At 72.3% G+C, this 19,631-nt stretch carries 16 protein-coding genes and 1 tRNA gene; 9 read left to right on the top strand and 8 right to left on the bottom strand.

The features are described 5' to 3' along the window. Nucleotides 1-42: 42 nt before the first annotated feature. The 4 genes from ACWEPF_RS05600 to ACWEPF_RS05585 all read left to right on the top strand — a co-directional run bounded on the left by ACWEPF_RS05600 (nucleotide 43) and on the right by ACWEPF_RS05585 (nucleotide 4,005). Nucleotides 43-858, top strand: a complete 816-nt coding sequence (locus ACWEPF_RS05600) for an ABC transporter ATP-binding protein (protein ID WP_452171626.1) — start codon at nucleotides 43-45, stop codon at nucleotides 856-858. Then, nucleotides 858-1,739 (top strand): branched-chain amino acid ABC transporter permease, encoded by an 882-nt coding sequence (locus tag ACWEPF_RS05595; RefSeq protein ID WP_452171550.1) that lies wholly within the window; start codon nucleotides 858-860, stop codon nucleotides 1,737-1,739. Before ACWEPF_RS05600 ends, ACWEPF_RS05595 begins: the two co-directional genes overlap by 1 nt. Before the next feature lie 74 nt (nucleotides 1,740-1,813). Continuing rightward, nucleotides 1,814-2,968: a branched-chain amino acid ABC transporter permease gene (locus ACWEPF_RS05590; protein ID WP_452171625.1), complete on the top strand. Its 1,155-nt coding sequence runs from the start codon at nucleotides 1,814-1,816 to the stop codon at nucleotides 2,966-2,968. After that, a complete protein-coding gene (locus ACWEPF_RS05585; protein WP_452171549.1) occupies nucleotides 2,965-4,005 on the top strand; it encodes an alpha/beta fold hydrolase in 1,041 nt (346 codons plus the stop codon). The genes ACWEPF_RS05590 and ACWEPF_RS05585 overlap by 4 nt, the downstream gene beginning before the upstream one ends. Before the next feature lie 164 nt (nucleotides 4,006-4,169). On the opposite strand, the gene ACWEPF_RS05580 is transcribed toward ACWEPF_RS05585, so the two are convergent. After that, on the bottom strand, nucleotides 4,170-5,444 hold the full coding sequence (locus ACWEPF_RS05580) for a hypothetical protein (protein WP_452171548.1): 1,275 nt from the start codon (nucleotides 5,442-5,444) through the stop codon (nucleotides 4,170-4,172). A 263-nt stretch (nucleotides 5,445-5,707) separates the two neighbouring features. Then, nucleotides 5,708-6,307, bottom strand: a complete 600-nt coding sequence (locus tag ACWEPF_RS05575) for a DedA family protein (protein ID WP_345287822.1) — start codon at nucleotides 6,305-6,307, stop codon at nucleotides 5,708-5,710. 650 nt (nucleotides 6,308-6,957) lie between these two features. Here ACWEPF_RS05575 and ACWEPF_RS05570 point away from each other — a divergent pair. Further along, nucleotides 6,958-8,073 carry an LLM class flavin-dependent oxidoreductase gene (locus ACWEPF_RS05570; protein WP_452171547.1) on the top strand — a complete coding sequence of 372 codons (1,116 nt, stop codon included), beginning with the start codon at nucleotides 6,958-6,960 and terminating at the stop codon, nucleotides 8,071-8,073. A 133-nt stretch (nucleotides 8,074-8,206) separates the two neighbouring features. Here ACWEPF_RS05570 and ACWEPF_RS05565 read toward each other — a convergent pair whose 3' ends face one another. Next, complete coding sequence (locus ACWEPF_RS05565; protein ID WP_452171546.1) at nucleotides 8,207-10,234, bottom strand: putative bifunctional diguanylate cyclase/phosphodiesterase; 2,028 nt, start codon at nucleotides 10,232-10,234, stop codon at nucleotides 8,207-8,209. A 429-nt stretch (nucleotides 10,235-10,663) separates the two neighbouring features. Further along, nucleotides 10,664-11,089, bottom strand: coding sequence for an OsmC family protein (locus ACWEPF_RS05560; protein WP_452171545.1), 426 nt, complete (start codon nucleotides 11,087-11,089; stop codon nucleotides 10,664-10,666). 213 nt (nucleotides 11,090-11,302) lie between these two features. On the opposite strand from ACWEPF_RS05560, the gene ACWEPF_RS05555 reads away from it, so the two are divergent. Both ACWEPF_RS05555 and lepB read left to right on the top strand, forming a co-directional pair. Continuing rightward, complete coding sequence (locus tag ACWEPF_RS05555) at nucleotides 11,303-11,707, top strand: chorismate mutase (RefSeq protein ID WP_345287829.1); 405 nt, start codon at nucleotides 11,303-11,305, stop codon at nucleotides 11,705-11,707. 317 nt (nucleotides 11,708-12,024) lie between these two features. After that, nucleotides 12,025-12,741: a signal peptidase I gene (gene lepB, locus ACWEPF_RS05550; RefSeq protein ID WP_452171544.1), complete on the top strand. Its 717-nt coding sequence runs from the start codon at nucleotides 12,025-12,027 to the stop codon at nucleotides 12,739-12,741. A gap of 102 nt (nucleotides 12,742-12,843) precedes the next feature. On the opposite strand, the gene ACWEPF_RS05545 is transcribed toward lepB, so the two are convergent. The 4 genes from ACWEPF_RS05545 to ACWEPF_RS05530 all read right to left on the bottom strand — a co-directional run bounded on the left by ACWEPF_RS05545 (nucleotide 12,844) and on the right by ACWEPF_RS05530 (nucleotide 17,407). Beyond that, a complete protein-coding gene (locus ACWEPF_RS05545) occupies nucleotides 12,844-13,491 on the bottom strand; it encodes a DNA alkylation repair protein (protein ID WP_452171624.1) in 648 nt (215 codons plus the stop codon). Nucleotides 13,492-13,637: 146 nt separating this feature from the next. Then, nucleotides 13,638-14,627, bottom strand: a complete 990-nt coding sequence (locus ACWEPF_RS05540) for an EamA family transporter (RefSeq protein ID WP_452171623.1) — start codon at nucleotides 14,625-14,627, stop codon at nucleotides 13,638-13,640. A 163-nt stretch (nucleotides 14,628-14,790) separates the two neighbouring features. After that, complete coding sequence (locus ACWEPF_RS05535) at nucleotides 14,791-17,115, bottom strand: transglycosylase domain-containing protein (protein ID WP_452171543.1); 2,325 nt, start codon at nucleotides 17,113-17,115, stop codon at nucleotides 14,791-14,793. Nucleotides 17,116-17,333: 218 nt separating this feature from the next. Beyond that, nucleotides 17,334-17,407, bottom strand: a tRNA-Lys gene (locus ACWEPF_RS05530). A gap of 80 nt (nucleotides 17,408-17,487) precedes the next feature. Between ACWEPF_RS05530 and ACWEPF_RS05525 the strand changes: the two genes are divergently transcribed. Continuing rightward, nucleotides 17,488-18,285 carry a DUF998 domain-containing protein gene (locus ACWEPF_RS05525; protein WP_452171542.1) on the top strand — a complete coding sequence of 266 codons (798 nt, stop codon included), beginning with the start codon at nucleotides 17,488-17,490 and terminating at the stop codon, nucleotides 18,283-18,285. 2 nt (nucleotides 18,286-18,287) lie between these two features. Next, on the top strand, nucleotides 18,288-19,208 hold the full coding sequence (locus tag ACWEPF_RS05520; protein WP_452171541.1) for an alpha/beta fold hydrolase: 921 nt from the start codon (nucleotides 18,288-18,290) through the stop codon (nucleotides 19,206-19,208). The last annotated feature ends 423 nt before the right edge of the window (nucleotides 19,209-19,631 follow it).

The following is a 19,631-nucleotide window of genomic DNA, read 5'->3' as shown; positions in this document are numbered from 1 at the left end:
GGGCGAGCTGCCACTGTCGAGCCGCTGCTGACAGTCCGGGACCTGCGCGTGGTGATCGACGGTCTCCACATCCTGCACGGGGTGGACTTCGATGTGGCACCCACCGGCGTCACCGCACTGCTCGGGCGCAACGGTGCCGGGAAGACCACTACGGTCAAGGCGGTCATGGGGCTGGTGCCCCGGGCCGGGAGCCTGCTGTTCGCCGGGACCGAACTCGTCAGGCTGCCGACCCATCTGGTGGTCCGTCAGGGAATCGGCTACGCGCCCGAGGACCGGGGCGTCTTCGCGGGGCTGACCGTCGCCGAGAACCTTCGGCTGGCCGAGCGGGACGGTGCCCCGGCGTACGACCTGGTCCACGAGCTCTTTCCTGAACTGAAGCGACGGGCTGGGCAGTTGGCCGGGACGTTGTCCGGCGGCCAGCAGCAGATGGTGGCGATCGGGCGGACCCTGCTGAACGGCAACCGGTTGATCATCGCCGACGAGCCCACCAAGGGCCTGGCGCCGAAGATCGTGGCTGAGGTGGCGGAGGTGCTGGAGCGGGCCGCCGCGACCGTGCCCGTCCTGCTGGTCGAACAGAACCTCGCCCTGGTCCGCCGCCTGGCCGGCACCTGTGCGGTGCTGGCCGACGGACGCACCGCCCACCAGGGCTCCACCGCCGAGCTGTTGGCTGACGAGGAGGCCGCCCGACGACTGCTCGGAGTCGGGCGACCGACACCCGCCCGGCCCGCTCCCTCCTCGGCGCCCGCGCCGTCGGCTCCCTCCCCGGCGCCCGGTCGGTCATCCTCCACGGCGGCCCCGTCGCCGGCCTCGGCGGCGGCCCCCGCTCCTGCTCCTGTCACCACGGAGGTGGCTCCCTGATGGACACCGTCGTCCTCCTCACCTGCACCGGCCTGGGGTTGGGTGCGCTGTACTTCCTGGTGGCCTCCGGTCTCTCACTGATCTTCGGGCTGATGGACGTGCTCAACTTCGCCCACGGAGCGCTGCTCTCGGTCGGTGCGTACGCCACCTGGTGGGCCGGCACCGAGGGCGGGATGAGCTTCTGGTTGGCGGTGGTCTTCGGCACGGCGGTCGGCACGGTCGCGGCCGTGCTGCTGGAGCTGCTGTTGATCCGTCCTCTCTACAGCCGGCCGCGGGACCAGATCCTGGCCACCGTCGGCGTGGGTCTCGCGGTGCCCGCACTGCTGATGGGCATCTGGGGTGCGGACGCCCGGCCCTTCCCCCAACCCGCCGCCCTCTCGGGCACGGTGGGGCTGTTCGGTGCGATCGTCCCGGTCAATCGCTTCGTCCTGCTCGCGGCGGCCGTCCTGGTCCTGGTGGCACTGCGCCTCTTCCTCGGCCGCACCAGGTACGGGCTGGTGGTCCGGGCCGGAGTGGAGGACCGTGCGATGGTCACGGCCCTCGGTATCGACGTCCGCAGGGCGTTCACCCTGGTCTTCGCCATCGGGGGAGCGGCCGCCGCCCTGGGTGGCGCGCTCAGCGGCCTCTACTTCGGCTCCGTCCACCCCGGCCAGGGGACCAGCCTGCTCGTGTTCGCCTTCGTCGTGGTGGTGATGGGCGGCATGGGCTCCGTCACCGGAGCGGCACTGGCCTCCGTCGCGGTCGGTCTCGTCCAGCAGTTCGCCAACTACGCTGCGTCCGCCGGGCTCGGTGCCGCCGGACTCGGCGACCTCTCGGTCGTCGTCCTCCTGGCCGTCCTGCTCCTCGTCCGGCCGCGCGGACTCACCGGGAGGCTCGCGTGAGCACGAACACCTCAACCACGAGCACCAGTGGTACCGCTGACGCCAAGTCTGCTCCCGGTGCCTCGGATCGCACCATCCCTCGAACAGGTGAATCAATCCGCAAGGCCTCGACAGCTCCGGGGAGACGCGCCCTACGCTGGTGGCCGATCGCTCCGCTGATCCTGTTCCTTGTCGCCCCATACAGTGTGCTTCCCGTTCCGGGGCTCCTCGACGGCCCGCTCGGCAGCCCCGGAAGTCTTCAACTGATAGCCCTGTGCCTGGTCTACGGGGCCCTGGCCACCGGCTACGACCTCCTGCTCGGCCGCACCGGTCTGCTCTCCTTCGGCCACGCCCTCTACTTCGCCGCCGGTCTGTACGGGACCGACCTCGGCATGCTGGAGCTCCAACTCCCCTTCGCCGCCGCCGCGCTGTTCGGTGTCGGGTGCAGCGTCAGCCTGGCGCTGCTGCTCGGCTCGGTCAGCCTCCGGGTGACCGGCATCGGCTTCTCGATGGTGACCCTCGCGTTCGCCCAGGCCGGCTCGATCCTGGTCCAGCGCAACCCCGGCGGGGTCACCGGAGGAGAGGAGGGCCGGGCCGCCCCGGTCGAGCTCCTCCCCGACGCCCTGGTCGGGATCGAGAACACCGCCAACCTCTACTGGATCGCCCTCGGGTACCTGGTGCTCACGCTCGCGGTGGTGCACTGGACCGTCAACTCCCCGACCGGACGGGTCTGGGAGGGCATCAAGGAGAACGAACGCCGGGTCGAGGTGCTCGGCCTGCGACCCTACGGCTTCAAGCTGGTCGCCTTCGTCATCGCCGGCGGCCTGGCGGGGCTGGGCGGAGTGGTCTACCTGCTGCTCACCGGAGGGGCCACCCCGCAGGCCGCCAGCTCCGACGCCACGCTCGCCCTGCTGGTCATGGTGGTGCTCGGCGGTTCCGGCAGCCGATGGGGCCCGCTGCTCGGTGGCGTCCTCTACACCTGGGCGGGCCACCGCCTGGGCGACCTGGCCAACTCCTCCGCCATCGCCGATCTCCCGGCGGTGCTCCGGGTGCCGCTCTCGCAGCCGCTCTTCCTACTCGGCGCCCTGTTCGTCGCCGTGGTCTACCTGCTGCCCGGCGGCCTCGCCAGGCTGCCCGCCCGGATCCGCACCGCCCGTGCCGCGACCTCCCGGCGGGGTATCACCCCTGCGGACTCCACCGAGGCCGGGGGTACCACCCCGGTCCGCTCCCCGGAAGGTGACCCCGCATGAGCTCCGATCTCACCGACCCGGCCCGACCTACCGACCGGGCGGGTACCGACGGCCCGGACGGGCCGACCCGTGACCTTGGCCGACCCGGCGCGGCCGCGGACGAGTCGGCCCTCCACCAGGACGCCCCGGGGCAGCGGGAGTCGTCGGCCCTCGCCCCCGAGGAGCTGACCGTCCCCGTGCCGGGCGGTGAACTGACGGTCCTCCGCTGGCCTGCCACGGACCCGGCAGCAGGACCCGACGCTCCGACCGTGCTGGCGGTGCACGGAATCACGGCCAACGCCCTCGCCTGGAGCGAGGTGGCACGCCAACTCGCGGGCCGGGCCACCCTGGTGGCACCCGATCTGCGGGGCCGGGCCGGCAGCCGAACGGTCGCCGGGCCGTACGGCCTGGCCAGGCATGCCGATGACCTGGCCGTGCTGGCCGGCGTCCTCGGGCTCGGCCGGGTGCGGTTGGTGGGCCACTCGATGGGCGCCTGGGTCAGCGCCCTGGCCGCGGTCCGCCACCCCGAACTGGTGGACTCCCTGGTACTGGTGGACGGGGCGGTCAGCTTCCCGCTGCCGCCCGGGGTGAGCGAGGACGACGCCCTGGCCGCCGTACTCGGTCCGGCTCTGGCGCGGCTGGACATGACCTTCGAGAGCCGGGACGCGTACCGGGCGTTCTGGCAGCGGCACCCCGCCTTCGCCGGGGAGTGGCGTGCGGCGCTGGACGAGTACACCCAGCGTGACCTGGTCGGCGAGGAGCCCGAACTGCGCTCCTCCTGCGTACCGGAGGCCGTCCACCAGGACGGGCGGGAGGTCCTGCTGGACAAGGACGCGGCCACCGCGATCCACCGGCTGACCTGCCGAGCCGAACTGCTCTGGGCGGAGCGCGGCCTGATGAACGAGCCGCAGGGCCTGTACGACGCCGCCCGGATCGAGCACGCGGGGCTGGACCGTGAGCGGGTCACCGCGACGGCCGTCCCGGACACCAACCACTACACGATCATCGGCGGCCCGGACGGTGCCGCCCGGATCGTCCGCAGCCTGGTCGCGGACTGACGGTGCGTCGATGCGGCACCGGCGCCGTCGCGGACGACGTCGGTACCGCACCGGTCAGAGCACACGTCGCTCAGGACCAGCCGGGCAGGACCAGCAGGGGAGGACAAGCGGCCTGCCCGGCCGGTCAGGATCGCCGGTCAGGGCGAGGGTCCGCTACGAGCCGGTCAGGACGAAGGGGTCCCGAGGAAGGCCCCCCAGCCGCCGTCGGGCGCCTTGCCGACGCCCAGGGTGCGCAGCTTCCGCAGCGTGGACTGGTCCTGCACCTCCAGCCAGTCGACCAACTGACGGAACGACACCAGCCGGACGTCGGGCTTGCCCGCGATCGTCTTCAGGGTCTCCTCCACGGCGTCCATGTAGATGCCGCCGTTCCACTGCTCGAAGTGGTTCCCGATGAAGAGCGGCGCCCGGTTGCCGTTGTAGGCCCGGTCGAACCCGGCCAGGTAGGCGTCCCTGGCCTGGGTCCGCCACTCGCCGTACTTCGACGGGTCGCCCTTGGTGCTGCCGCCGGACTGGTTGGCGAGGATGTTGTAGTCCATCGAGAGCACCTGGAACCCGTGCCCGGGGAAGGGGACGGACTGCAGCGGGAAGTCCCAGATCTTGCCGTCCTGCACCTTCTGCGGCCAGATCTGCAGCCCGCCCGGTGAACTGGCGTCGTACTTCCAGCCCATCTTGACCGCGGTGGGCAGCAGCGCCTTCTGCCCCTCCAAGCACGGTGTCCGGGCCCCGATCAGCTCCTTCCGGTAGTCGAACGGGAGCGGATCGACGTCCGTGAAGCCGGTGTTGGTGCGCCACTGGGTCACGAAGGAGATCGCCTGGTCGATCTCGCTCTGCCAGTCCTCGGGGGTCCACTTGTTGACACCGTTGCCGTCTGAGCGGGTGGAGCAGAAGTGCCCGTTGAAGTGGGTGCCGATCTCGTGGCCGGCCGTCCACGCCTGGCTGATGAGCTTGAGGGTGCTCTTCACCGCACCGTCGGAGAGGAAGGGGATGTCGGAGGCACCGACGGAGTGCTTCGGCGGGTGGTAGAGGTTCGCCTTCTCCTTCGGGAGGGCGTAGATCCCGGAGAGGAAGAAGGTCATGGTGGCCTTGTACTGCTCGGCCAGCTTCAGGAAGCGCGGGAACTGGCCGTCCTCGGTGCCGCCCGCGCCGTCCCAGGAGAAGACCACGAACTGCGGAGGCTGCTCACCGGGCTTGAGCTTCTCCGGCTTCGGCTGGTTGGGCTGGGCGCCCGTGTCCACGTTGGAACCGTCCCCGATCGGGGTGCCCTTGACGGTGGGCTTGGCCGAAGTGCCGCTCGAGGAGCCGCCGTTCGGGCTCGCGCTGCCGCTCCCACTGGTGCCGCCCGAGCTGCTCCCGCCGCTGCTGCCGCAAGCTGCCACCGCGCCGAGCGCGGCGGTTGCGGCGGTGGCACTGAGCACGGTCCTGCGCGAGATGCTGCCCATGGTCTCCCCAGCCGTAGTGCATCCGACCGTCCGACAGGAAAAATCGGATATTGATGGATATATCTGCGCCAGCATGTCACGAGGTGGGGTGGGTACTGCAACGCCCCTTGTGCTGCTCATCACGCAGTACAAGGGGCGTCGGGCTCCGGGGCGGGAGCTTTGTTGCAGTCTTGGGACAGAGCGTCAGATCGGCGCCGCGCCAAAAGGGTCGGTGCGGACGGGCCCGGTGCGTTGACGCGTCCGGCGGTGGCTGCGCGGCCGGGTCAGGTGAGTGCGAGCTCGCGCCGGCGGCGGCGGACGAGGCGGGCGACGGTGGTGCTTATCGCGGTGGCCGCGAAGCAGGAGACCGCCAGGCTCAGCCAGTCGGTGTTGAACCAGTGGCTGTTCAGCCAGCCCAGGCTGACGATGTAGCTGGCCCAGACCAGGGCCGCCAGTGCGGAGAGGCGCAGGAACCGGCGGCTGGAGTCGGCGGAGTGACCCACCGCCAGGTCGAGGATGGTCCGCCCGGCGGGGACGAAGCGGGCGACGATCACCAGGAGCGCCGCGGTCCGGCCGGTCTGACCGGTCAGGTACTGCTGCAGCCGCGCGACGCTGGCGGCCAGTTCGGGCCGGTGGTCGAGACGGCGCTGCACGGCGGGCGATCCGCGACGGGCCAGATTGAGCAGCACCAGGTCGCCGAGGAAGGAGGCGATGGCCACGCCGGCCGCCAGCAACAGCGGGGCACCGTCCATCTCCGAGGTGTTGAGCACCGCGAGGATCACCAGCGTGCCGCTGGGGATGAAGGGGAGGAAGGCGTCACCGAGTACGGCGAAGAGCGCGAGTGCGCAGATCCATACCGGTCCTACTACCGCTGCGGCATCCAAGGCGAAGCTCCCTGTCCAGTCGCCTGGAGGGGCGTCCAGGTGGCTACGGAGTCAACGCTAGCGGGTAGACGTTTCATGTCCTGAAGCACCCCCTTGTGTCACGTGCCACAGGGTCGCCCCCGGAGTCGCCGCGAGGTGCCTCCCGGCCCGGACGGGGCTGCGGCCGACCTGACGTTGTGCCAGTGGGTGGGGCGCGCCCGGAATGGCGCAAGCCCCTGAGGCGGGGTGCCGCTCCAGGGGCTCGCGGGGGTCCAGCGGGACTGGTCCAGTCCGCCGACCTTGCAGGTGGGGTGCGGTGGGTGATTCCCCTCCGTCACTGATCGGTAGCCTGCCGCATTCGCCCGGCGCGGCGCGAGTCCTGCGCCTGGCGACTTCCGGCGGTGGCGGCAAACCGCCAAGGCGGAACGGTCCCCGCCGGATCATCGGCTCGCGGGCGATCGCGGAAGGCCTTTCCCGCACCGGTTCGTCGGCGCACGGAGCAGCTGGACTGTGTCAGCTCGCCCGCCGCAGTCCGTGGGCTCACCAGGCACGTTCCGCCCGGTCCGTCACATCGATCCGCGAGAGGGAACAGACTGAGCTCGAGGCCGGTTGTCTGAGCCCGAACCACGGCGGTGCCAGGAGCACCAGGACGTCAGCACGAGGAGACCGGCATGACCTTCGAGGACGAGCAGCGGACCGACCCGTCGGACAACGCAACGGCCACCGGGCCCGTTGCCGACACCGCCGCCGATCCCGTTCGCGGGATCGCGCGGGGCAGCGCCCCGGCCCCGCTCTCCGTCCTCGACCTGGCCACCATCGGCAGCGGATACTCCCCGGGCCAGGCCCTCGCCACCACCACCGCGCTGGCCCAACAGGCGGAGCGGCTGGGCTACCACCGCTTCTGGGTGGCCGAGCACCACGGAATGCCCGGAGTCGCCAGCTCCACCCCCGCCGTCCTGCTCGCCCACCTCGGGGCGCACACCACCACCCTCCGCCTCGGCTCCGGAGGGGTGATGCTGCCGAACCACGCCCCGCTCTCCGTCGCCGAGCAGTTCGGCATGCTGGAGGCGCTCCACCCGGGCCGGATCGACCTCGGCCTCGGTCGGGCCCCGGGCACCGACATGGCCACCGCCAGGGCGCTGCGGCGCGGTACCGAGGAGGGCCCGGACGACTTCCCGCACCAGCTCTCCGAGTTGACGCACTTCCTGGACGGTGACTTCCCCATCGGCCACCCCTACGCCAGGCTCACCGCCGTCCCGCGTGGCGACGCCCGCCCGCCCGTCTGGCTGCTCGGCTCCTCCGGATTCAGTGCCCAACTGGCCGGCCGCCTCGGCCTCCCGTTCGCCTTCGCCCACCACTTCAGTGCGGCCAACACGGTGCCCGCGCTCGACCTCTACCGCAGCTCCTTCCGTCCGTCGTCGGTGCTCGACGAGCCCTACGCGCTGATCGGGGTCAACGCGGTGGCGGCGGAGGAGCCCGGCCAGGCCCTGCGGCTGGCCCGCTCCTCCGGGCTGGCCATGCTCCGGCTCCGCAAGGGAACCCCCGGTCTGATCCCCTCCCCGGAGGAGGCCGAGGCGTACCCCTACTCCGCGGCCGAGGAGGACTTCCTGGACGGCTGGCTCGCCAACCTGGTGGTCGGCGGGCCGGGCGAGGTCGCCGACGGCCTGGAACAACTGCGCAAGCGGACCGGTGCCGACGAGCTGATGGTGACCTCCCACATCCACGGCCACGAGAACCGGCTCAGCTCCTACCGGCTCATCGCCGAGGCGTACGGGCTCACCGGCTGAAGGCTGACGGCCGACCGTTGGCCGGCTGACGGATGCTCAGGTCGGATGGACCGCGGGCAAGGGGGTTCGTCGAGTTCCACCCGGTGGTCCGGGTGGACCGGGCGGGCAGGGGCGGGCACGGGCGGGCTCGGCGTCAGGCGGTGCGGGCACGGTCCTCGCGCAGTATGGCGGCGACCCGCTCGGCCTCGCCGGGGCGGGCGAAGTACCAGCCCTGGGCGGTGTCGCACCCGGTGATGCGGAGGCGCTCGGCCTGGGAGGCGTTCTCGATCCCCTCGGCGGTCACGGTGAGGCCGAGGGCGTGGGCCAGCTGCACCATCGCCCCGACGATCTGCTCGTCCGCGTCGGTGCGGCGGGAGCGGTTGTCCGGGCGGCCGCCCGGGCCCGGCTCGCGGAAGCCCGCGATGAAGCTGCCGTCCAGCTTGAGGACGTGCACCGGCAGCCGGGAGAGGTAGGCGAGGTTGGAGTAGCCGGTGCCGAAGTCGTCGATCGCGATCCGCACGCCCATGTCGGCGAGTGCCTGGAGGGCCTGGACCGGGCGGCCGCCGGGGCCCAGCACCGCGCTCTCGGTGATCTCCAGCTGGAGCAGGCGGGCCGGCAGGCCGGTGGTCTCCAGCGCCTTGGCGACGTCGGCCACCACGTCCGAGTCCCAGATCTGACGGGCCGCCAGGTTGACGCTGACGAAGGTCTCGGTGTCGGGGAACTCGGTGAGCCAGCGCTTGGCCTGGCGGCACGACTCCTCCAGCACCCACTTCCCGAGCGGCACGATCGCGCCGGACTCCTCGGCCAGCGGGATGAAGCGGTCCGGGGAGATGGTGCCGTACCGCGGGTGGCGCCAGCGGACCAAGGCCTCGGCGCCGTGCACCGTCCCGTCGGCCAGTCCGACCAGCGGCTGGTACTCGACGGCGAACTCGCCCCGCTCCAGCGCCGGCCGCAGCGCGGTGGCCAGCCGCTGCCGGCTCAGTTGGTAGGCGCCCCGGGCCGGGTCGTAGAGCGTCCAGCGGGCCCGGCCGTCCGACTTCGACCAGTACAGCGTCGCGTCGGCGTCCTTGAGCAGGTCGGTCGGGGTGGTCTCGCGGACCTGACGCTCCACCACGCCGACGCTCGCGGTCACCGCCAACTGCTGGCCCGCCACGTCGAACGGCTCCTCCAGCGTCTTGATCAGGTCCGCTGCGAGTGCGGTGAGCTGCTCGCTCCCTGCGCTGTCGCAGACCAGGACGGCGAACTCGTCGCCGCCGAGCCGGGCCACCAGCCGCCCCTCGCCCCGGGCGAAGCCGCGTTCCAGCCGGGCGGCCACCGCAACCAGGAGTTCGTCCCCGATGTGGTGGCCGAGCGTCTCGTTGATCGCGGCGAAGCCGTCCAGGTCGACGTAGCAGAGGCCGACCCGCCGCCCCGGCCCGCCGCCGACAGCTCCCGCAGGCCCTGCCGTCACGACCGCTCCAGCGACCTCCGCCGCCACGGCCGCTCCCGCAGCGCCGACCCCGGCCCCGGACACGGCGCTCGTCACTGACACGGCGCTGGTCACGGGCACGGCGCCGGTCACGGGCACTGCCCCGGTCACGGGCACTGCCCCGGTCACGGCAGCGGGTGCGACGGCGGCTGCCGCCGAGTCGAAGGCCGCGTTCAGCCGCTCGAAGAACAGGGACCGGTTCGGCAGCCTGGTCAGTGGGTCGTGCAGGGCTTGGTAGGCGAGCTGGTCGCCGAGGAGCCGCTGCTCGGTGACGTCCTCGACCATGGCCAGGGTGTACAGCGGTTCGCCGGAGCCGTTGCGGATCAGCGAGATGGTGACGTTGCTCCAGACCACCCGGCCGTCGCGGTGCTTGAGCTGCTTCTCCACCCGGAGCCGGTCGCGCTCGCCCCGGACCAGCTCCAGGTAGAGACGGCGCGGGGTGTCCTCGGGGTCGATGATCTGGTGGATGTGCGTGTCCACCAGCTCGGGCGCCTCGTACCCGATCATGGCGGCGAAGGCCGGGTTGGCCTCGATGATCAGGTCGTCCGGGCCGACAAGGGCCATCCCGATCCCGGCGTCGGCGAAGGCGGCCCTGAAACGGGACTCGCTGGCCTGGAGGGCGTCGAGCAGTGCGCCGGGGTGCCGGCCCTCACGGCTCAGGGGCGTGGAGCAGACCGGACAACGGCGGTCGGCCCCCTCGTTCCGACCCGGCACGGCATGCTCCCGTCCGCTGCTGACGCTGATCGCACGGCCGGCGCCTCGGTCGACGCTGGGTGGAGAGCATCGGGCCGGGAGCGCGGCACTGCCGTGATCATAGGACGCGCGAAGTTGCGATGACGACCGCCGCGAGGGTGATTCGCCGGGGTTTCGGGACGAGAGCGCTGGTGGACGACGGCGCCCCCGGAACACACCGTGAGGTGCACTCCGGGGGCGCGTGCGCCCGTAGCGCGCTACCAGTTGACGACCCGGCAGGTGGTCGGTGCGCGAAGCGACAGGCGGAGGTCGGACGGCTGGAAGCCCCGAACGGGACCGGGCTCAGGGCGGGACCCGTCACGGGGCAGCACGGATCCCACGCTGAGGCGACCCCGTCGTGCCAGGCGATCCTGCGCTCAGACGACGCTCGCGCTCAGACAAGGCTCGCGGTCAGGCGAGGCGCGCGGTCAGGGTGATGGTGGTACCGGTCAGGGCCTGGCTCACCGGGCAGTTGGCCTTGGCGTCCTCGGCGGCCTTCACGAAGCCCGCCTCGTCGAGCCCGGGCACCTCGCCGACCACGGTCAGGTGGATGCCGGTGATGCCGGTGCCCGGCTGGAAGGTCACGTCCGCCTGGGTGTCGAGCTTGGTGGGCGGGGTGCCCGCGCCGGTCAGGCCGTGCGAGAGGGCCATCGAGAAGCAGGCGGAGTGGGCGGCGGCGATGAGCTCCTCGGGGCTGGTCTTGCCGTTCGCCTCCTCCGCGCGGGACGGCCAGGAGACGGGGTAGGTGCCGATGCCGGAGGAGGCGAAGGTGGTCTCGCCCTTGCCGTCGACCAGGTTGCCTTCCCAGGCGGTGCGCGCGGTGCGGGTGGTTGCCATGTCAGGTCCTCCATGTGCTGTGGGACTGGTGGTCCGTCAGTTCCGGTCGGTGCGCGCCCAGCCTACGGCGCGCCCGGGCGCCGGTCCGGCAAAGCGGTGGACCCGGCCCGGGTGTGTCCGGATGCCGGACGTCCGGTCGAACGGCCGGGCCCCGGCGGCGCTCTCCCTGTTAGATTGCAAGGCCCAGCCAGCCGACCCCGGAGAGCAACCCCGATGACGGACCTTCCCCTGAACTCCGCCGCAGTTCCCGCAGGTTCCGCGGCTGCCGCCGGTTCCACGGCCGCCACCGGCGCGGCGGCGGACGGCAACGGTGAGGTCTCCGAGGCGGTCCGCGCCGAACTGGTCGCCCTGCGCGAGAGCATCGACAACATCGACGCCGCAGTTGTCCACATGCTGGCCGAGCGCTTCAAGGCCACCCAGCGGGTCGGCAAGCTGAAGGCCGAGCACCGGCTGCCCCCCGCCGACCCGGCCCGGGAGCGGGCCCAGATCACCCGGCTGCGCGAACTCGCCGAGAGCGCCCACCTCGACCCGGTCTTCGCCGAGAAGTTCCTGAACTTCATCATCGCCGAGGTGATCCGCCACCACGAGGCCATCGCCGGGGAGCCGCAGGCCCGCTGACCGGCCCGGACGCCGTCCGGGAGTTGCCCAGGACGGGCGGTCGGCCCGGCCGCCGGTACGGAACCGTGTCCGGCCTCGGCCCGTCTCCGTAGGGGAGTCCTGGGAGGATTTGCCGTCAACGGCGGCTAAATGTCTGATTTCGCGACAGTTCAGGTGCGGCGTTAGCGTGCTGTTCTCCCCGGACCCTCCGGAAAGGCAGACCGACGATGGCCAGCAGTCAGCACCCGTCGCCTGCCCGCATCACTTTCGCTCTCCCTCCGCAGGCGGCCTGATCAGTGACGATTCCTCAACCCGGCCCGGCAATGGCGCCCGGCCCGGTGACCGACTCCATCCCACCGGGCGACCCCGAGCAGTCGGAGAAGTCCGACCGGCCAGGCCGGTTCCGCGGCCGACGGCGGCTGCCGTGGTGGGCGGAGTTCCCGGCGATGATCGTGCTCGGGCTGGTCATCGCCCTGGGCATCAAGACCTGCCTGTTCCAGGTGTTCTCGATCCCTTCCGGTTCGATGGAGAACACCCTGCGGGTGGGTGACCGGGTGGCGGTCAACAAGCTGGCCCCGCTCCTGGGCTGGGAGCCGAAGGCGGGCGAGCCGGTGGTCTTCAAGGACCCGGGCGGCTGGCTGCCCAAGCCGGTGGCGAGCGGTGGCACCTTCTCCGGCGCGGTAGGCGCTGTGCTGAGCTTCGTCGGTCTGCTGCCGCCGAAGGACGACAACTACCTGGTCAAGCGGGTGATCGCGACCGGCGGCGAGACCGTCGCCTGCAACGGCACCACCCTCACCGTCAACGGCAAGCGGGTCTCCGAGCCGTACCTCTATCCCGGGGACGATTCCTGCGCCGGGATGAACTTCGGTCCGATCACGGTCCCGAAGGGCTACGTCTGGGTCGAGGGCGACCACCGCAGCGACTCCGCGGACTCCCGCTACCACCAGGGAGGCCCGGACGGCGGCGCGGTGCCGGTCGGCAACGTGGTCGGTCCGGCCACGGCCGTGGTCTGGCCGCTCGGCCACGTGGACTGGTTCGGCTGGGCGGGCAGGTAACGGCCGCCAAAAACGGGCAGGAGCACCTGCCGGCAGGTGCCAGCGGGGGCCGGCAGGTGCGGGCAGGTGCGCCCGGTGGGTGCGCGGCGGGCCGACGGCGCGTCAGCCCTGGTCGGACTGCCGCCGCACCATCTCGGCGATCCAGACCGGGGCGAACGGAGAGGTGCAGCCGGGGGAGGTCGGGTAGTCCTTGAGCACCTCCAGGCGCTCGCCGATCCCGACCGCGCGCTCGCGGTGCTCGGGATGCTCGATCCCGATCCGGGCCAGGCAGTGGTTCATCGCCCACTGCAGGCGGTCCGGCGCGTCCTTCATCCGGGCCTCGATCACGTCGAGCAGACCGGCCAGGTCGAGGCCCTCTGGACTCCGCGCGACCCGGTCGGCGGTCAGCTCCCAGCCGGCGGAGGCGACGACCGGGTCCGGGTCGGCCGACCAGGACACCCGCAGCTCCTCGGCGTACGGGCTCTTCTTCACCACGTTGCCGATCAGCCAGTCCTGGACCTTCGGCGTCCGTGCCTCACGCAGCATCAGGTCCAGCTCCTCCCGTCCGAAGGCCTTCGGACGGCAGATCAGGAGTGCCAGCAGCCGGGCGGCGCCGTCGCCCGTGGCCCACAGCCGGACGGCGAGTTCCTGCTGCGTCTTCAGCCGCTTGGCGACGGCACGCAGCTTGCCCAGGTTCACGCCGTGGTCGTCACCGTGGCGCTCGTTGACCTGACGCGCCTTCGGATCCTCGAGGTCGGCCAGCTCCGCCATGACCCGGGCCACCGCCCCGTCGAGGTCTGCCCCGACCTCAGCTGCCGCGAGCTCAGTCGGCCCGACCGGAGCCGCCCCGTCGGCCGCCGCCCTGCCATCCGCCGTTCCGGTCATCCGAGTCTCCTGTCACGGGCCGTCAGGCCGGGTCACCGCGACGTCAGCCTACGGCGCCGTTCCACCGGGGCGGGCTCCGGCGCGGCCGCTTCGGCGGGGCGGCTGGTCTGTGCCGCGAAGGCGCCGGCCAGCACCAGCAGGCCGCCGGCCAGCTGTGCCGGGCCGAGCGTCTCGCCCAGCAGGAACCAGGCGGTGACGGTGGCCACCACCGCCTCCAGGTTGGCCACCACCCCTGCCACCGGCGGGGAGAGGTACTGCACGGAGACCACGCCGGTGAGGTACGCGAGCACGGTGGCCACCAGCACCATCCAGGCGGCCGGGAGGAGGGCCGGCAGCACGTGGCCGTTCATGGTGACGTCTCCGCCGAGCAGGCTCCAGTCCGCCGTCCAGGGCCGGGTGAAGACGGTCAGCGCGACGGCGCCGACCAGCAGGCCGAACGCGCTCACCGCCATCGGGTCCACCTGCTCCTTGCCCTGCTTGGCGGCGTCGGCCAGGACGAAGTAGCCCACCTGGCAGCAGGCCGCGCCGAGCCCGAAGAGCACGCCGAGGGTGTCGAAGGCCAGGCCGTGCCAGAACTCGACCACGCAGGCCAGGCCGGTCACGGCGACCCCGGCGCCGATGGTCGCGGCGCGGGAGACCGGCTTGCGCTGGACGAACTTCACGTAGCCGAGCAGTAGCAGCGGCCCCAGGTACTCGATCAGCAGCGCCACGCCGACGGGTATCCGGGATATCGAGGCGAAGTAGCAGGCCTGCACGCCGGCCACCGCGAGCAGCCCGAAGCCGATCAGCAGCTTCGGGCGGCGGCGGAAGGCGTCGCGGTGCCGGTACGCGAGCGGGAGCAGCACGACGGCGGCGCCGGTGACCCGGAGCCAGACCACGTGCAGCGGTGAGAGCCCGGCCTCGATCAGCGGCTTGGCCGCCGTGCCGGAGCCGCCGAAGGCGACGGCGGAGACGAGGGCGAGGGAGAGCCCGAGAGACTGGGCCGAAGCGCGCCGGGGCCGGCGGAGGGGAGCCTGGGGGATGGAGGGCTGGGGCGATGAGCTGTGCACCGACGCATTCTGTCAGTCGGGCACCACTTCGGTAAGGGCTGTCCATGCCGGACGGTCCTGCCGGTGGCCGTGACCGGCAGGACCGTCTCCCGAGTGGAACCCCTGCTCAGGACGGGGGAGGAGCCCCGGGGCGGCGTTACCCCTGGCCGACCTCGGAGCGGGTGCCCGCACCGGCCTCCTCCACCGCCCCGCCGCTCGGCGTGGGCTTGGGGGTGGGCGTCGGCTTCGGCGTCGGGGTGGGCGTCGGCTTCGGCGTGGGGGTGGGTGTGGGCTTCGGGGTGGGTGTCGGGGAGGAGGTGGGGTCCTGGGTCGGCGTCGGGTCGGGCCGCCGGGAGGTGGCCGAGGAGGACGGGCTGGACGGGGTGGACGGAGTCGACCGGGTGTCGGACGGCGTCGAGCCGGTGCCGTCCGGGGTGGCCGACGGGGTCGGGGACGCCGTCCCGGCGCCCGAGCCGTAGGAGGAGGAGTCGTCCACGGCGGAGTCGGAGAAGGAGGAGACGGGCTGACCGGCCAGCGCCGACTTCATGTAGGAGGTCCAGATCTGCGCCGGGAAACCGCCGCCCGCCGCGCCGGCCACGCCACCGGTGCCGCTCAGCGAGACCTGCTTGCCGGTGGTCGGGTCCTGTCCGAACATGCCGACCACGGTGACCAGTTCGGGGGTGTACCCGGCGAACCAGATCGAACGGTGGTCGTCGGTGGTCCCGGTCTTGCCCGCAGCCGGTCGGCCGAGCTCCTTGGCCCGGTACCCGGTGCCGCCCGGGTCGCTCACCACGCCCCGGAGCATCGCGGTGACCTGCTGGGCGGTCCGCTCGCTGACGGCCTGGTTGGTCTTGTGCTCAGGCAGGCCGATCCCCTCGCCCCCGTGGTCGAGGGACTGCACCAGCCAGGGGGAGATCTGCCGACCGCCGTTGTCCAGGGCGGCGTAGACCCCGGCCATGTCCATCACGCTGGGGGTCGAGGTGCCGAGCGGGATCGACGGGACGGCGGCGAGGTCGGGGGTGTCGGCCGGGAGGCCGAGTGCCACGGCCGTCTCGCGGACCTTCTCCAGGCCGGTGTCCTGGGCGAGTTGGGTGAAGGCGGAGTTGACCGACCAGTCGGTGGCCTGCTGGAGGGTGATCTGGCCGTAGCTGCGGTCGCCCTCGTTCGGCGCCGCGTACGGGGCGCCCTTGCCGCCGACCACGGGGCGCCGGCTGGTGCCGTCGTAGACCGTGCCGGGGGTGATGGTCCGTCCGGACTGGGTGGACGCGCGGTTCTCCAGCGCGGCGGCGAGCGCGATGGCCTTGAAGGTCGAACCCGCCTGGTAGTCCTGCCGGGTGGCGTTGTCCACCCAGTGCTTGGTGGCGTCGGTGCCGCCGTACAGGGCGACCACGGCACCGGTCTTCGGGTCGACCGAGACGGCCCCGGCCTGGGCTGCGGCGTCGACCTTGCGGGAGTCCGGCTTGAGCCTGTCGGTCAGCTGCTGCTGGACGGAGTCCTGGAGCGCCTGCTGCTTCTTCGGGTCGATGCTCAGTTTGATCGTGTAGCCGCCTTGGGCCAACTGGGCGTCGGTGACCACGTTGTGGGAGGTGAGGTACTCGGTGGCGGCGTTCACCAGGTAGCCGGCCTGGCCGGAGAGGCCGGGGGCGCTCTTGGGGGCCTGGACCTCGGGGAAGGCGGTCGCGGCCCGGTCCTCGGCGGAGAGCCACTTCTCCTGGACCATCGCGTCCAGCACGTAGTTCCACCGGTCGGTGGCCCGCTTCTTGCCGTTCTCGGTGGCGGTGGCCACGTCGTAGGCGCTCGGGGCGTTCAGCAGGGCGGCCAGGTAGGCGCCCTGGGCGGCGTTCAGCTCGGAGGCGTCGACGCCGAAGTACGCCTGGGCGGCGGCCTGGATGCCGTAGGCGCCCCGGCCGTAGTACGAGGTGTTCAGGTAGGCGGCGAGCACGTCGTCCTTGGTCTCGGTGGCGTCCACCTTGACCGCTATGAAGAGCTCCTTCACCTTCCGCGAGACGGTCTGCTTCTGGTTCAGGTAGGCGTTCTTGACGTACTGCTGGGTGATGGTCGAGCCGCCCTGGGTGGAGCCGCCGGTCACGGTGTTCACCGCGGCCCGGAGCATGCCCTTCGGGTTGACCGCGCCCTCGTGGTAGAAGCTCCGGTCCTCGGCGGCCATCGCCGCGTTGCGGGCGGCCTCGGAGATCCTGTCCAGCGGGACGCTCTGCCGGTTGGTCTCGCCGGTCCGGGTCAGCAGGGAGCCGTCCGAGTAGAGCCAGGTGTTGCTCTGACGGGTCGCCTGGGCGTGCGCGTCGGGCACCTGGACCAGGGCCAGGCCGAGCGCGAACAGGCCGACGCCGAGCACGCCGAGGCCGAGGGTGGTGAAGAGCGTGAAGCGCCAGGTGGGGACGAGCCGGCGCCACCCGGTCCGGCGGGGCCGTCGCTTGCCGGTCTGCTGCGGGCGCGGACGGCCGTTCGGGGCGGGGCGGGGCAACGGAAGGGCCTTTCCTGGGCGGACGGAGAACCGTGCCAGCCTGCCCCGGGGTACGGGGCTCCCGTTAGGGACCTTTGTCCTGATTTTGATGAGAACAGGCTTATCTGTCTTGGTTGCTCAATGATCAGGTGATATAGGCCACTTGGTTGCACGGAGGGGTGAACCCGGAAACGCCGGAAGGCCCTCCATCCGAAGATGAAGGGCCTTCCGGCTGTCTGTGCGCCGCCAGGGACTCGAACCCCGGACCCGCTGATTAAGAGTCAGCTGCTCTAACCAACTGAGCTAGCGGCGCCTGCTGACGAAGAGAACATTACACGGTCGACCCGGAACCACCGAATCGGTTTCGCCGGGGCCCGGCCCTAGGCTGACCAGATGTCCAGCAGCGCAGCCGCCCGCTCCGACCGCGCCGTCCGTGTGGTCCGAGGCCTCCTCCTGTTCAGCGCCCTCGCCTACACCGCCTGGGTGCTGGAGGTGGTCCTGAGCACCGGACTCGACCCCGTGCAGACCTACGTCAGCGAGCTCGCCGCCGAGGACCAGCCGCTGGGCGGCCTCTTCCGCGCCACCGACCTGGTCGCCGGGCTCGCCGTGCTGGCCGGGGCCGGGACGGCGCTGCGGTGCCTGGAGCGGCGGCCCTGGTCGGTGGCCGGTTGGGCGGCGCTGGCCCTGTTCGGCCTGGCCACGGCGGTGGACTCGCGGCTCCCGCTGAGCTGCACCCCGACCGCCGACCCCGAGTGCGCGGCCCGCGAGACCGCCGGTCTGGTGCCGGCCACCCACACCGCGCACGCGATCAGCAGCAGCCTGGCGATGGTCGGGGCCATCGGTGCGGTGGTGCTGCTGACCGTGGCGGCCCGCCGGTACGGCTGGTGGCGGCCGCTGGCCCGGTACGGGCCGTGGCTGGTGGTGGCCGAGCTGCTCGCCACCACCTGGAGCCTGACCGCGATCGCGGCCTTCGAGGCCGGCCGCGGCACCTGGACCCTGGGGGCGGGCCAGCGTTCGCAGATCCTGCTGATCGCGGTCTGGCTGGCGGTGCTCGCGGTGAGCGTCGGCCGCTCGCCCGGCCGGGTCGACCAGGGCGTGGAGAAGGAAACGGAGACGCCGGAGAGAGTGGAGTCGGTGGAGAACGTGGAGACGGCGGAGAAGGTCGAGGAGAAGAAGGTGGAGGGGCGGTAGCCGTGACCGGTCAGGGGCGGGAGAGGGAGCGGGAGCGAGAGCAGCACGAGGGGGAGGCGCGGTTCGTCCGGGTGGACGGCCGGGCGGTGCACGTCCGGGTCTCCGGGCGCGGGCCGTTGGCGGTGCTGAGCGGAGGGCTCGGCTGTTGCTGGTTCGACTGGGACGCGGTGGTGCCGCTGCTCGAACCGCACCGGACGGTGGTCCGCTTCGACCGCCCCGGGCACGGGCTCAGTCAGCCCTCGCCGGAGCCGCCCACCGCGTGCGGCGAGGCGGACCGGATCGCCGCCCTGCTCGACGGTCTGGTCCGGGAGAAGGTGGTGGACGGCCCGGATGCGGAGGCTCCGGTCACCGTGGTGGGGCACTCGATCGCCGCCTTCCATGTCGAGGCCTTCGCCCGGCTGCACCCGGAGCGGACCGCGGCCCTGGTGCTGCTGGACGGCTCGACCGAGCCGGGGGCGCGGCCCGCGCCCGCCCGGGCCGTCCGGGACCTGACGGCCCGTACGGTCGGCGCGGTGCTGGCCGCCGCGGGGCTGCCGTACCTGCTGGGTCCGTCGGCCCGCCGGGCGGTGGCCGCCGCCACCACGCTGGGGCACCGCGACCCGGCGCCGCCGGAGCTGGTGCGGCGCTGCTACCGGACGGGTCGGATGCTCCGTTCGGTACTGGCCGAGAACACCCGCTACCTGGACGTGGCCGCCGAGTTGGACGCGCTCCGGCGCACCACCGCGCTGCGGGCGCCCGCCCTCGTGCTGGCGGCTGCGGCCCGTCCGGGCGGGCGCTGGCTGGCCCGGCAGCGGGAGTTGGCGGACCTGCTGGGAGCGGAGTACCGGGAGGCCGTGCCCGCCGGGCACCTGCTGATGTGGGACCGCCCGGAGACGGTGGCGGCGGCGGTGTTGGACGCCCCGCAGGTGCGACGACCTGGGTGAGTACGGCGGCGCCCTCGGCGGGGCGACCGGCGGCAATGCCCTTGGTACGTAGGGTCCGTACGGTCCGCGGGCGCCGGCACGGAAGGGCCGCGGATGCGGCACGGATGCGGCACGGGCGGGGCACGGGCGGGGCATGGATGCGGCACGGGCGCGGCACCGGAAGGCCGTGGGCGACGGGCGGGTGCGGCGCGCGCTCCTAGGGGCGCGCGAGCGTCGGCGCGCTCTCCTCGGGTGTGATCTGTGCCCAAAAAGCCGCGAGAAAGCCCCAAGTCTGGTAGGTCGATGGTGTATTGAGACTCCGTCAGGGAGATCGGCAAAACCGGCTATGCTTCCTTCGATCCGGCCCGCCCCGCCCATGTCAGAAACGGGTGGAAGGGCCGGAGAGGGCCCCTTCCAAGGCCGGTACGCGGTCCGATGTTCCGT

The organism is Kitasatospora sp. NPDC004289, assembly GCF_053602875.1.
The sequence above is the reverse complement of the archived record's forward strand: the minus strand, read 5'-3'. Positions and strand labels throughout refer to the sequence as shown.